Here is a 13,637-nt window from a genome sequence, read left to right on the forward strand (position 1 = left end):
AGAAAAGCTGCGTCACTCACCGCTCAGCCGCGAAACAGCGCACGAGCGGTGAGTGAGACAGGTTCTTGCCGCAGAAAAGCTGCGTCACTCACCGCCCACAGCGTCGCAGCACCACACACGCCACGAGGGCCGGGGGAGACACCCCCGGCCCTCGTCGACGCTGGTGGGTCAGTGGCCGTGCTTGATGGCCGTGCGCAGGTCCTTGTTGAGCTGGGAGATCACGTCGAGCGGGATCTCCTTGGGGCAGGCCGCGGTGCAGGCACCGATGTTGGTGCAGCCGCCGAAGCCCTCGTGGTCGTGCTGGGCGACCATGTTGACCACGCGCTCGTCGCGCTCGGGCTGGCCCTGGGGCAGCAGGCCGAGGTGGGTGACCTTCGCGCCGAGGAAGAGCGAGGCGGAGCCGTTGGGGCAGGCCGCCACGCAGGCGCCGCAGCCGATGCAGGTCGCGACGTTGAAGGCGCGGTCGGCATCGTCCTTGGGCACGGGCACCGAGTGGGCCTCGGGGGCCGAGCCGGTGTTGACCGAGATGTAGCCGCCAGCCTGGATCATGCGGTCGAGGGCGCCGCGGTCGACCACGAGGTCCTTGAGGACGGGGAAGGCGTCGGCGCGCCACGGCTCGACGGTGATCGTGTCGCCGTCGGTGAAGGACCGCATGTGCAGCTGGCAGGTTGTGGTCACCTCCGGGCCGTGGGCCTCGCCGTTGATCATCAGCCCGCAGTTGCCGCAGATGCCCTCTCGGCAGTCGGACTCGAAGGCGACCGGCTCCTCGCCCCGGTCGTTGAGCTGCTCGTTGAGCACGTCGAGCATCTCGAGGAACGACATGTCGGGCGAGACGTCGGCCACCTCGTAGGTGTGGATGGCGCCCTCGGACGCCGCGTCCGGCTGACGCCAGATCTTCAGGGTCACGTTCACTTGTAGCTCCGCTGCTTCATCTCGATGGCCGTGTAGACCAGGTCTTCCTTGTGGAGGATCGGCTTCTCGTCGAGGCCGGCCCACTCCCAGGCGGCGACGTAGGCGAACTCCTCGTCGTGCCGCAGCGCCTCGCCGTCCTCGGTCTGCGACTCCGACCGGAAGTGCCCGCCGCAGGACTCGCGCCGGTTGAGCGCGTCGACGCACATGAGCTCGCCCAGCTCGAAGAAGTCGGCCACGCGGTGCGCCTTCTCCAGCGACTGGTTGAGCGACTCCGAGGCGCCGAGCACCTTGACGTTGCGGTAGTAGTCGTCGCGCAGGCCGCGGATCAGGTCGATCGCCTTCTTCAACCCGGTCTCGTTGCGCTCCATGCCGCAGTACTCCCACATGATGTTGCCGAGCTCGCGGTGGTACGAGTCGACGCTGCGGGTGCCGTTGACGGACAGGAAGTGCTCGGTGCGGGCGCGCACCGACTCCCGCGCCTCCACCACGGCCGGGTGGTCCTCGCCGATGGGCTCGAACGGGCCGTCGGCGAGGTAGTCGCGGATCGTGTGGGGCAGGACGAAGTAGCCGTCGGCGAGGCCCTGCATCAGCGCGGAGGCGCCGAGGCGGTTGGCGCCGTGGTCGGAGAAGTTGGCCTCCCCGGTCACGAACAGCCCGGGGATCGTCGACTGGAGGTCGTAGTCGACCCACAGCCCGCCCATGACGTAGTGCACGGCGGGGTAGATCCGCATCGGCACCGCGTAGGGGTCCTCGCCCGTGATGCGGGCGTACATGTCGAAGAGGTTGCCGTACTTGTTGGCGACCGCGTCGCGCCCGAGCCGGTCGATCGCGTCGGCGAAGTCGAGGTAGACACCACGGCGGGTGCCGTCGACCTCGGGGCCGACGCCGCGGCCCTCGTCGCAGACGTTCTTGGCGGCGCGGGAGGCGATGTCGCGGGGGACCAGGTTGCCGAACGAGGGGTAGATCCGCTCCAGGTAGTAGTCGCGGTCCTCCTCGGGGATGTCGCGCGGGTCCTTGTCGCAGTCGGCCTGGTTCTTCGGCACCCAGATCCGGCCGTCGTTGCGCAGCGACTCCGACATCAGCGTCAGCTTGGACTGGTGCGAGCCGGAGACGGGGATGCACGTCGGGTGGATCTGCGTGTAGCAGGGGTTGGCCATGTAGGCGCCCTTGCGGTGCGCGCGCCACGCGGCGGTGACGTTGGAGCCCATCGCGTTGGTGGACAGGTAGAACACGTTGCCGTAGCCGCCGGAGGCGATGACGACGACGTCGGCGAGGTGGGTCTGGATCTCGCCGGTGACCATGTCGCGGGCGATGATGCCGCGGGCCTTGCCGTCGGCGACGATCAGCTCGAGCATCTCGTGGCGGGTGAACATCGAGACGGTGCCGGTGGAGATCTGCCGCTCGAGCGCCTGGTAGGCGCCGATCAACAGCTGCTGGCCGGTCTGCCCGCGGGCGTAGAAGGTGCGCGAGACCTGCACGCCGCCGAAGGAGCGGTTGTCGAGCAGGCCGCCGTACTCGCGGGCGAAGGGGACGCCCTGCGCGACGCACTGGTCGATGATGTTGGTGCTAACCTCGGCCAGGCGGTAGACGTTGGACTCGCGCGAGCGGTAGTCGCCGCCCTTGACGGTGTCGTAGAACAGCCGGTGGACGGAGTCGCCGTCCTCCTTGTAGTTCTTCGCGGCGTTGATGCCGCCCTGCGCGGCGATGGAGTGCGCCCGGCGCGGGGAGTCCTGGTAGCAGAACGTCTTGACGTTGTAGCCGGCCTCGCCGAGCGTGGCGGCGGCCGAGGCGCCGGCCAGGCCGGTGCCGACGATGATGATGGAGAGCTTGCGGCGGTTGGCCGGGTTGACCAGGCGCGCCTCGAACTTGCGGTTCTGCCAGCGCTCGGCGACGGGACCGTCGGGCGCCTTGCCGTCGACCAGCGGCTCGCCCGGCGTGTAGTAGCCCATCGCGTCGTCGTAGTCGCCGTCCGGCGCGACGGTGGCCGAGGCCTCGGTCGCGGTGACGGTGTCGGGCATGTCCATGTCGTGGCTCACGTGCGATGACCCCTTACTTGGTGATGATGCCGGCGAGGACGGCGAGCGGGACGAGGGAGTAGCCGCCCGAGATGACGAGTGCGGTGACGAAGCCGACCTGCTTGGCCCGGCGGCGCTTGGCGGCGGTGCCGGTCCAGCCGAGGGTCTGGGCGGCGCTCCAGATGCCGTGGTGCAGGTGGGCGCCCAGCGCCAGCATCGCGACGAGGTAGATCACGGTCATCCACCACACGTCGAAGGTGTCGACCATGAGGTTGTAGGGGTCGTTGGTCGCCCCGCCCTGCGGGTTGACCTTGCCGATCGTGAAGTTCAGCAGGTGCCAGACCAGGAACACCAGGATGGTGACGCCGCCCCAGCGCATCATCAGGCTCGCGCGGGTGACGCCGGAGTTCTTCTTCACGGCGTACTTCGTCGTGCGGGCCCGGGCGGCGCGACGCCAGAGCAGCACGCCGGTGACGACGTGCACGACGAGCGAGATGATGAGGCCGAGCCGGAGGATCCACAGCGCGCCCTCGTGCGGCAGCAACGGCTCGCCGAGCTCGCGCAGGTGGTGGGCGTACTCGTTGAACGTGTCGTGACCGCCGAAGGCCTTCAGGTTGCCGTACATGTGCGCGAGCACGAAGCCCACGAACAGGAAGCCGCTGACGGCCATGGCGAGCTTCAGCGCGACGGTGGTGCGCGATGCCCGCGCGCCCTTCACCAGGGTGGGACCGGACGGGCGGGAGGCGTTGATTTGGGTTGCCACCTCTTCACCGTATATCTCCGCTCACGCGGAGGCCGCGCCGAGGCAGTGTGAGGTTCGTCCGGGCGCGCCCACTTCCGCTGGAGTGTGACTCACGCCATAGTCGGAGCCATCGCCCGGACCCACGCCCGGACCGTCTGGAGGACGCATGGCAACGACCGACCACGGCGTGACGAGTCCGACCCGCGCGCACGTCGAGGCGCGGACCCTGCGCCAGGACCGGTGGTGGCTCCAGCCGCTCGCGACGTTCGTGGTCTTCTCGGCCTTCGTCGTCTACGCCAGCGTCCGCGCGTTCATGGGACGCGACTACTACGCCTCGCCCTACCTGTCGCCGTTCTACTCGCCGTGCCTCGGCGACTGCGTCGAGGGGGCGTCCGACTTCGGGCAGCCGTTCGCCTGGTGGCCGCTGTCGGCGGCGCTGATCATCCTCGTCTTCCCGCTCGGCTTCCGGATGACCTGCTACTACTACCGCAAGGCCTACTACCGCGCGTTCTGGATGAGCCCGCCCGCGTGCGGCGTCGCGGAGCCGCACGCGTCGTACTCCGGCGAGACCCGCTTCCCGCTGGTCCTGCAGAACGTCCACCGCTGGTTCTGGTACGCCGCCGTGGTCGTCGGCCTGGTCCTCACCTTCGACGCGGTCCTGGCCTTCCGCCCGATGCCGGCGCAGTACGCCGTGGGCGACGGCGAGACCAGCGGGGTCCACATGGGGCTCGGCACGCTGCTGATGATCGTCAACGTGGCGCTCATCTGGCTCTACACGCTCTCGTGCCACTCGTGCCGCCACATCGTCGGCGGCCGGCTGCGCCACTTCTCCAAGCACCCCGTCCGCTACCGGCTGTGGACCTGGGTCTCGCGGCTCAACGAGAGCCACGGCCGGTGGGCGTGGTACTCGCTGTTCTCCGTCGCCCTCGTCGACCTCTACATCTTCCTGCTCGCCACCGGCACGATCCAGGACATCAGGTTCTTCTGAGATGACCCGACACGAGATGACCGGCAACGAGATGTCGCCCGAGGCCCGCGGCGGCATGGAGCGCCACACGTACGACGTCGTGGTGATCGGTGCGGGCGGCGCCGGGCTCCGGGCCGCGATCGCCGCGCAGGAGGCCGGCGCCCGGACGGCGGTGGTCTGCAAGTCGCTGCTCGGCAAGGCCCACACCGTGATGGCCGAGGGCGGCGCGGCCGCGGCGCTCGGCAACCGGTGGCCCGAGGACAGCTGGAAGGTCCACTTCCGCGACACGATGCGCGGCGGCAAGATGCTCAACAACTGGCGGATGGCCCAGCTCCACGCCCAGGAGGCGCCGGAGCGGGTGCTCGAGCTCGAGGACTGGGGCGCGCTGTTCGACCGCACCGAGGACGGGCTGATCTCCCAGCGCGACTTCGGCGGCCACCGCTACGCCCGGCTGGCCCACGTCGGCGACCGCACCGGGCTCGAGCTGATCCGCACCCTGCAGCAGCGCACCGTGCAGCTCGGCATCGACGTCTTCATGGAGTGCACGGTCACCGATGTCCTCAAGGAGGCCGGCGACCGGCAGGGCCGCGTGGCGGGCGCCTTCGCCTACTGGCGCGAGACCGGCCGCTTCATCACCTTCGAGGCGCCCAGCGTCATCCTGGCGACCGGCGGCATCGGCAAGTCCTACAAGGTGACGTCCAACTCCTGGGAGTACACCGGCGACGGCCACGCCCTCGCGCTGCGGGCAGGGGCGAGCCTGATCAACATGGAGTTCGTGCAGTTCCACCCGACCGGCATGGTGTGGCCGCCGTCGGTGAAGGGCCTGCTCGTCACCGAGTCGGTGCGCGGCGACGGCGGCATCCTGCGCAACTCCGAGGGCGAGCGCTTCATGTTCGACTACATCCCCGACTACTTCCGGGCGGAGACCGCCGACACCGAGGAGGAGGCGGACCGGTGGTACGACGACAAGAAGAACAACCGTCGGCCGCCGGAGCTCCTGCCCCGTGACGAGGTGGCGCGGGCCATCAACTCCGAGATCAAGGCCGGGCGCGGCTCACCGCACGGCGGCATCTTCCTCGACATCGCCAGCCGCCGCGACGCCGACTACATCCGCAAGCGGCTGCCCTCGATGTACCACCAGTTCAAGGAGCTGGCCGACGTCGACATCACCGCCGAGCCGATGGAGATCGGCCCGACCTGCCACTACGTCATGGGCGGCGTCGAGGTCGACCCCGACACCCAGGAGTCGGCCGTGACCGGGCTCTACGCCGCGGGCGAGGTGTCCGGCGGGATGCACGGCTCCAACCGGCTGGGCGGCAACTCCCTCTCCGACCTGCTCGTCTTCGGCAAGCGGGCCGGCGAGGCCGCAGCGGCGTACGCCGTCACCTCCGGGCAGCAGGGCGCGCGTCCGGTGATCGACGAGGTGGACGTCAAGGAGGCGCAGGCGAGCGCGCTGGCGCCGTTCGACGTCGCAGCCGACGCGTCGGGGGGCTCCGAGAACCCCTACACGATCCAGCAGGACCTCCAGCAGTCGATGAACGACCTCGTCGGGATCATCCGCACCGCGCCGGAGCTCGAGCGCTCGCTCGAGGCGCTGGAGCAGCTCAAGGAGCGGGCGACCCGGATGGTGGTCGAGGGCCACCGGCAGTACAACCCCGGGTGGCACCTCGCGCTCGACCTGCGCAGCATGCTCCTCGTCAGCGAGTGCATCGCCCGGGCCGCGCTGGCCCGCCAGGAGTCGCGGGGCGGGCACACCCGCGACGACTTCCCGGGGCCCGACCCCGGGTGGGGCGCCAAGAACCTGGTGCTCACGCTCGACGCGTCCGGCGACGGCGTGGACATCACGGAGCAGGCGCTGCCGGTGATGCCCGCCGACCTCGAGCAGCTCTTCCAGGACACGTGAGGGGACGGACATGGCCTACGACCTCAAGATGCGCGTGTGGCGCGGCGACGCGGAGGGCGGCGAGCTCACCGACTACACCGTCGAGGTGTCGGACGGCGAGGTGGTGCTGGACGCGCTGCACCGCCTGCAGGCCACCCAGACCGGCGACCTGGCGATCCGCTGGAACTGCAAGGCCGGCAAGTGCGGCTCGTGCAGCGCCGAGGTCAACGGCCGCCCACGGCTGCTGTGCATGACGCGCCTCTCGGACTTCGACCAGGCCGAGACGATCACGGTCACGCCGATGCGCACCTTCCCCGTCATCCGCGACCTCGTCACGGACGTGTCGTTCAACTACGAGAAGGCCAAGCAGCTGCCGTACGCCGAGCTCGGCCCGCGCGACGCCGACGGCAAGCGCCGGATGATGCAGGTCGACGTCGAGCGGGGCCAGGAGTTCCGCAAGTGCATCGAGTGCTACCTGTGCCAGGACGTGTGCCACGTGGTGCGCGACCACGAGGACAACAAGCAGCACTTCGCCGGGCCGCGCTTCTTCATCCGCTACGCCGAGCTCGACATGCACCCCCTCGACACCCACGATCGTCGCAGGCTCGCGCAGGACGCGGCCGGGCTGGGGATGTGCAACATCACCAAGTGCTGCACCGAGGTGTGCCCCGAGGGGATCCACATCACCGACAACGGGATCATCCCGATGAAGGAGCGCGTGGTCGACCGGAAGTACGACCCGCTGGTGTGGCTCGGCAACAAGATCGGCCTGCGCAACCGCGACGACGACGGCCGCACCGAGGTCTAGCCGGTCAGCAGCGGCTCAGGAGGGCTGGACCCGGCGGGACTTCCTCGCGCCGCCGCGGTGGGCGATCTCGATCCGGCTGCCGTCGCGGTCGGTGGCGGCGCCCTGCACGACGATGGTGACCAGGCCGTCCTCGAACGTCGCCTCGATCTGCTCCGGGGTGACGTCGTCCGGCAGCGTGATCGCGCGCCGGAACTCGCCGTGGTAGCGCTCGCGGACCAGGAACGTCGCGTCCTCGGCGTGCTCGGCCTCTCCCGCCTGGCGCGCGCCGGAGACGGTCAGCACGCCGTGGTTGAACCGCAGGTCGACGTCGGCGGGGTCCACGCCCGCGAGCTCGATGCGGATCACCAGGTCGTCGCCCGTGGCGAGGATGTCGGTGCTGGGCACCCAGGCCGAGGCGTGGGTGCGCTCGGGGTTGTCGCCGGAGGACTCCAGCGCCCCGTGCACGCCCAGTGAGCGCAGCCGGGAGAGCTCGCTGACGAAGTCGGTCACGCCCTCGAACGGGTTGCGGCGGTCGGGCATCGGTGGCTCCTGGGTGTGGTGGCGGGGGATCGTGGGGGACGGGTGTCAGCCGCGCAGCGGGGTCATCAGGCCGACACGGCGCAGGAACGAGCGGGCCACGTCCGCCTCGCCGCGGCCGTCGGTCACCTCGGCGTTCATGTCCACCATCGCGTCCTCGGTGAGCTGGGCGTTGACGGTGTCGATGACGTCCATGAAGGCGTCGGAGTCGATGGAGTCGAGCTTGCCCTCGTCGACGACCATCACGACGTTCTGCGAGCCGAAGAGCAGCTCGGGGTCCTCCAGCAGCGTGAAGCCGCCACCGCGCAGCTGCGGGTCGGTGGTGAAGGCGTCGACCGCGTCGACCTCGCCGTCGTCGAGCAGGGCGTACTGCTCGCCGAGCTCCACCGGCGTGAACTCCACGTCGTCGAGCCCGTAGACCTCACGCAGTCCCTCGAGGCCGAGGTAGAGGTCCTCGAACTCGGGCCGCGCCCCGAGCCTCACCCCGTCGCCGGCGGCCAGGTCGGCGAGGTCGGCGATCGAGGTCAGCCCGTTGTCCTCGGCGAAGGCGTCGGCGACGGCGATGGCGTCCTTGTTCTCGAACGGCGTCGGCTCGCTGACCTCCATGTCCTGGTCGTCGTAGTAGTCCTCCACGGCGTCGTAGGTCTGCTCGGGGTCGAGGCCGGAGACCTCCTGTCCGGCGACGATGGAGAGGACGGTGCCGGTGTAGGCGACGTAGCCGTCGATGTCGCCGTCGCGCAGCGCCTGGTCGAGGTCCTCCGCCGGGCCGACGGCCTTGCGGAGGTCGACGGTGTAGCCGTTGACGGCGAGCGCCTGCCGCCACAGCTCGCCGAGGACCAGGGCCTCGGGGAAGGCCTGGGTCCCGATCGTCACGCGCAGGCTCGCGCCCTGCGGCTGCTGGGACGCGTCGCGCTCGGTGTTGGGCTCGCCGCACGCAGCGACGAGCGCCAGCGCGGCCAGGACGAGGGCGGACCTCGACGCGCGGCTCATGCGGCGCCGCCCGTGCCCGCGCGCTCCTTCACGACCACGGCGGGCGACGCGCCGCCGGCGGTCTCCTCGCGGAGTGCCTTGATCCAGCACCACGCGACGCCGACGAGGACGAAGGTGAACGGCACCGAGCCGAGCACGGCCGCCTGTTGCAGCGCGGTCAGCCCGCCGACCAGCAGCATGGCGCAGGCGATGCCGCCCATGAGCAGGCCGAGCACGATCACCACGAACTTGGAGGGCCGCAGCGAGCCGCGCGAGGCCATCGTGGCCATCACGACCGAGGCGGCGTCGGCGCCGCTGATGAAGAACAGCGCGATGAGCACGACGCAGAGCGCGCTGCTGAGGACCGGCAGCGGGAGCACGTCGAGCGCGGTGAACAGCACCAGCTCGGGTGTGGAGAGCGAGCCGACGATGTCGGCCCGGCCGCTGCGCTGCAGCTCGATGCCGGTGCCGCCGACGACCGCGAACCACAGGAAGCCGAAGCCGGTGGGCGCGGCGACCACGCCGACGATGAACTCGCGGATGGTGCGACCCCGCGAGATGCGGGCGACGAACATCCCGACGAAGGGTGCCCACGAGACCCACCAGGCCCAGTAGAAGATCGTCCAGCCCGCCATCCACTGCTCGTCCCCGACGCCGGTCTGCAGCGACATCGGCAGCACCTGCAGGACGTAGTTGCCGATCGACTCGATGCCCTGGGAGATGACCAGGACCGTCGAGCCGCCGACGACGAGGAAGAACACGAACAGGCCGATGGTGGCGAAGGCGCCGAGGTTGGCCAGGAAGTTGATGCCCTTCTCGACGCCGGAGGTCGCCGAGACCACGAAGAGGAGGGTCACCACGACGATGATCGTGACCGCGACGGCGTCGGACTTGGGCACGTCGAGCAGGTAGTTGAGGCCGCTGTTGAGCTGGAGCCCGTTGAGCCCCAGCGCGGTGGCGGTGCCGAAGAGGGTGGCGACGATGGCCAGGGCGTCGACGAGCCGTCCGAGCGGCTTGGTGGAGGCGTCCGGCCCGAGGACCGGGGTGAAGGTCGAGCTGACCAGCACGGGCAGCCCCTTGCGGAAGCTGAAGTAGGCCATCGCCCCGCCCATGACGGCGTACATCGCCCAGCCGTTGAAGCCCCAGTGGAAGTAGGTGTAGCGCAGCGCGACGAGTGCGGCGGCCTCCGACTCCGGCTCGGCGAGGCCGTGCGGCGGGGACGACCAGTGCGACACGGGCTCGGCGATGCCGTAGAAGAGCAGCCCGGCACCGAGGCCGGCGGCGAACATCATCGACACCCACGAGAACGTGCCGAAGTCGGGCCGCGAGTCGTCCGGGCCGAGCCGCAGCCGACCCCACGGGTGGATGACGAGGAAGATGCACAGCGCCAGCACGGAGAACGCGATCAGCACGAACACCCAGCCGAAGTTGCCGATCACCCAGCCCAACGAGCTGCCCATGACGGTCGCGAGACTGGTCGGACCGAGGAGCCCCCAGGCGACGAAGGCGGCGATCAGGGCCGCCGACCCCCAGAAGACGATCGGGTCGACGTCCTTGAGCATCCGCTTCACATGGTCTCCCGAGGACGCACGGGCGACGACGTCACCCGGAGGATCGGTCCACCATGATGGTGAGCGGTGTGCCTGTCAATGCCGTTGTGCCGCTTCTGGATCGACTTACTGAGTTTGCGGGACGGGATCCACCCACACGGGGGAGGACCACGCCATCTCCCCGTCGACCTGGAAGACGCGGACGTAGTAGAACCGCGAGCCGCCGCCTGGTGGCTCGGGATCGGTCCAGGCGAGGTCGAGCGACGTGGTGCCGATCCCGGACAGCCCACCGATCCCGGGCTGCAGGCGCAGGTGACCGTTGCCGTCGCCGCCGGGGACCTCGTGGACCGGGTGGTCGAGCAGCTCGCCGAGGGTCACCTCGGTGGTCCGCTCGCCGACGCGGACGCCCACCGTGGCATCCCGCGGACCGACCACGGTCAGCTCGATCCCGCCGCGCTGCGAGCCGTAGGGCTCGCCGAAGCTGGCCGTCGTGCACGCCCAGCGGACCGACGCCTCGTCGACCTCCACCACCTCGGGGCTCCAGAACGGTGTCTGCACGACGCGGGCGCCGCTGACGCTCAGCGTCCCGTCCCACGCGGTGGTCCGGTCGCTCCCGCCCCACTCGACGCGCACCGGGACGCTCACCTCGCCGTCCGGCACGTCGGGGCCGGACGCGGTGGCGTGGACCACGACGCCGTCGCGCAGGATGTCGACGCGGGCGAGCTCGGCGTAGCCCTCGGCGTGGACGGCGACGGTCACCGGCCCGTCGAGCACCACGGCCTCGCCCATCAGCGCCTCGCCGACACGTACGTCGAGCAGCAGGTCGCGGGTCGTCGCCGCGAAGGTGCGGCGCGCGTGCAACGACTCGAACACCGAGGCCCGGTCCAGCGAGGACGCGAACGCGCCGACATAGCTGGCGCCGTGGCCGTGGTCGGAGGAGGCGATGAACCCGAAGCGGTGCCCGCGCTGGAGACCGTCGAGGACGAACGTGCCCTCCTGGGTCGCGTCGCTGTACTGCCGGAACGCCCCCAGCGCCTCGTAGTTGCCGCGGCACGCCTGGAAGATCTCGACGAGCCGGCTGTAGTCGGGGTGGTGGTAGTCCCAGTCGTTGTAGACCATCGCAGAGCCCGGGTGGTGGGGGATGGTGATCGCGGGGAAGTCCGGGTGCTGGGCCATCTGCTCCCACAGCCCCGCCGGGTCGGTGGTGCCCTCGGCGAACGCCGAGAAGATCGGCGCGCCGCGGGGGACGTCGCCGAAGATGACGTTCTGGTGGCCGCTGTCGGCCGAGGTCCACTCGAAGCCGTAGAGCGGGACGAAGCGGTCGTCGACCTTGAAGAGGTCGGCGATCTTCTGGATCGACCACCACTGGTGGTCCGAGGAGTTCTCGGAGTGGTCGGTCACGGCCCAGAAGTCGTACTCGCACACGTCCCACGCGTAGCGGTAGAAGTCCTCGAGCGACGGCTCGTCGCCGGCGGTGCACCGGCTGACGAGCGAGTGCCGGTGCAGGTCGCCCCAGTAGAGCTGGTAGGTGCGCTCGCCGCTCGTGACGGTGTAGCGCTCGCGGCGCCCGTCGCGCGCAGCGGGCTCCGCCCAGCGCCGGGCGTCCGGACGGTCGCCGGCGTGGACGCGGCTCGTCCGTGCGCCGGCCGTGGGCGGTGCCATCGCGACACCGGCCGACGCGGTCCGCGCGAGGACGACGGTGCCGATGCCGTGCACTCCGTGCCACACGACGGCGCCGTGGTGGTCGTGGAGGTAGGGGCACTCGCGTCCGCCGAACCCCTCCGTCCAGTCGAGGGCCACCTGCAGCCGGGAGTCGGTCTGGGCGGCGACGACCACCTGCGAGTCCGGGCCCGCCGCCACGGCGACCTCCTCGAGCGTCCCGTCGGTGCCGCTGAAGGTCGTCGGCGGGAGCCACCCACCGGGCCCGAGCGCCTGGGCGGCGACCTCCCAGTAGTAGGTCATCAGGGGCAGCCGCCGGTGGACCCGGTAGGCCACGACCAGCCCGCCGTCCTCGGTCGCGACCAGCTTGGGCAGCCCGGCCGGCACCACGTCGAGGGTCGGGGCGAGGTCGCCGGGGGCGTCGAGGAACCCGTGGTCGGTGACGGCCACGACCCGGATCGATGCCGAGACGTCGGGGAGCAGCTCGGGCGGGACGTTCTCGCTGCCGGGTCGCACGCCGTCCACGACCGCGGGGTCGGCGCCGACGTCCGCGACCGCGCGGAGCTTGGTGGGTCCGCTCCCGCCGTGGCCGACGACGGTGATGAGGTCGAAGGCGCACCACAGCTGCTGGTCGCGGGTGACCGCGAGGTGGGGGTGGAGCGCGTAGTCGGACCCGGACGTCAGGTCCTGCGGCTCGCCCAGCTCGCCGTCGGGCGTGCGCCGCCGCACCACGACGCGGTAGGCGCCGTCGGCGTACTCAGACCAGGCGTAGGCCGTCGCGCCGTCGGCGAAGGCGGTGACGCTCGGGTCCCAGACGTTGGCCTCGACCCCGCTGCTGACCCGGACGGTGTCGCCCCAGCCGCCGAGCGGCGTCCAGCGACGCGTGAAGATCGCGAAGCGGTCCTCGTGGCGGGCCTGCCAGCAGACCTCGAGCCCGCCGTCGGGGAGCGCCACGGCCTCCTGGTTGAACGCCGGGTGCCCGCCGTCGCTGACCGGCTCGGCGTCCGACCAGCCCGTGCCGGTCCAGCGGGTGCCCCAGACCGCGACGTCGCCGTCGTCGCTGCGCCCGAAGAGCACCCACGCGACGCCGCCGGTCGTGATCGCGGCGGTCGGCCGGTGGACGTCGGCGACCTCGCCCGAGACGACGACCGACTCGCCGGCGTCGACCTGGTCGCCGAGCGCGGCCCGGACGAGCTCGCCGCGCCCGGGGACCCACTCGGTCCAGGCGACGAGCCTCGTGCCGTCGGGGCCGACGGCCACGGTCGGGCGAGCGGCGTTGCTCGCGCCGGCGACCGGGTCCGCGCCGGCGCGGGCGTGCCCGTCGTGGCGCGGCGCCTGGTCCAGCACGGCGTGGGCGTGCGCCATCATCTCGGCCACCCGGCCCTTGCCCTCGTCCACCCACATGAACCGCAGCGGGTCGGGGTCGAGCACCTCCTCGACCGCGCGGACGTCGAGACGCGAGTTGATCGCCTCCGACATGCGGCGGTTGAAGGCCAGCACCAGGTCGAGGTCGGCGCGCTGCTGCGGCGTGTAGTCGCCCCGGTGGTGGTCGGGACCGCCGCAGACGTGCGCATGCGAGTGACCGTGCCCGTGCGCGTGGTCGTGCATGCCGCACAA

General features: G+C 70.9%; 10 protein-coding genes. 3 read left to right on the forward strand and 7 right to left on the reverse strand.

Features of this window, described 5'->3' with window-relative positions; all coding sequences use genetic code 11:
• Window positions 1–168 precede the first annotated feature (168 nt).
• The 3 genes from SHK17_RS04880 to SHK17_RS04890 form a co-directional block, all read right to left on the reverse strand.
• Window positions 169–912 (reverse strand): succinate dehydrogenase/fumarate reductase iron-sulfur subunit, encoded by a 744-nt coding sequence (locus SHK17_RS04880; RefSeq protein WP_172270199.1) that lies wholly within the window; start codon window positions 910–912, stop codon window positions 169–171.
• Window positions 909–2,861: a fumarate reductase/succinate dehydrogenase flavoprotein subunit gene (locus SHK17_RS04885; RefSeq protein ID WP_216652404.1), complete on the reverse strand. Its 1,953-nt coding sequence runs from the start codon at window positions 2,859–2,861 to the stop codon at window positions 909–911. Before SHK17_RS04885 ends, SHK17_RS04880 begins: the two co-directional genes overlap by 4 nt.
• Window positions 2,862–2,961: 100 nt before the next feature.
• Entirely contained in the window at window positions 2,962–3,690 is a 729-nt protein-coding gene (locus SHK17_RS04890; RefSeq protein ID WP_322921254.1) for a succinate dehydrogenase cytochrome b subunit, read from the reverse strand.
• 145 nt (window positions 3,691–3,835) lie between these two features.
• On the opposite strand from SHK17_RS04890, the gene SHK17_RS04895 reads away from it, so the two are divergent.
• The 3 genes from SHK17_RS04895 to SHK17_RS04905 are packed head-to-tail and all read left to right on the forward strand — an operon-like array spanning window position 3,836 to window position 7,326.
• On the forward strand, window positions 3,836–4,657 hold the full coding sequence (locus SHK17_RS04895) for a hypothetical protein (protein ID WP_322921255.1): 822 nt from the start codon (window positions 3,836–3,838) through the stop codon (window positions 4,655–4,657).
• 1 nt (window position 4,658) lies between these two features.
• Window positions 4,659–6,539: a fumarate reductase/succinate dehydrogenase flavoprotein subunit gene (locus tag SHK17_RS04900; protein WP_322921256.1), complete on the forward strand. Its 1,881-nt coding sequence runs from the start codon at window positions 4,659–4,661 to the stop codon at window positions 6,537–6,539.
• 10 nt (window positions 6,540–6,549) lie between these two features.
• Window positions 6,550–7,326: a succinate dehydrogenase/fumarate reductase iron-sulfur subunit gene (locus SHK17_RS04905; RefSeq protein ID WP_172270203.1), complete on the forward strand. Its 777-nt coding sequence runs from the start codon at window positions 6,550–6,552 to the stop codon at window positions 7,324–7,326.
• Between the two features lie 15 nt (window positions 7,327–7,341).
• On the opposite strand, the gene SHK17_RS04910 is transcribed toward SHK17_RS04905, so the two are convergent.
• The 4 genes from SHK17_RS04910 to SHK17_RS04925 form a co-directional block, all read right to left on the reverse strand.
• Window positions 7,342–7,845, reverse strand: a complete 504-nt coding sequence (locus SHK17_RS04910; protein WP_172270205.1) for an Hsp20/alpha crystallin family protein — start codon at window positions 7,843–7,845, stop codon at window positions 7,342–7,344.
• 45 nt (window positions 7,846–7,890) lie between these two features.
• Window positions 7,891–8,832, reverse strand: a complete 942-nt coding sequence (locus SHK17_RS04915) for an ABC transporter substrate-binding protein (protein ID WP_322921257.1) — start codon at window positions 8,830–8,832, stop codon at window positions 7,891–7,893.
• The gene (locus SHK17_RS04920) at window positions 8,829–10,373 is read right to left on the reverse strand and encodes a BCCT family transporter (protein ID WP_322424831.1); all 1,545 of its coding nucleotides are present in this window, start codon (window positions 10,371–10,373) and stop codon (window positions 8,829–8,831) included. Before SHK17_RS04920 ends, SHK17_RS04915 begins: the two co-directional genes overlap by 4 nt.
• A 114-nt stretch (window positions 10,374–10,487) precedes the next feature.
• Complete coding sequence (locus SHK17_RS04925) at window positions 10,488–13,628, reverse strand: DUF3604 domain-containing protein (RefSeq protein WP_322921258.1); 3,141 nt, start codon at window positions 13,626–13,628, stop codon at window positions 10,488–10,490.
• Window positions 13,629–13,637: the final 9 nt, after the last annotated feature.

It is taken from the genome of Nocardioides renjunii (genome assembly GCF_034661175.1).
GTDB classification, from domain to species: Bacteria; Actinomycetota; Actinomycetes; order Propionibacteriales; family Nocardioidaceae; genus Nocardioides; species Nocardioides renjunii.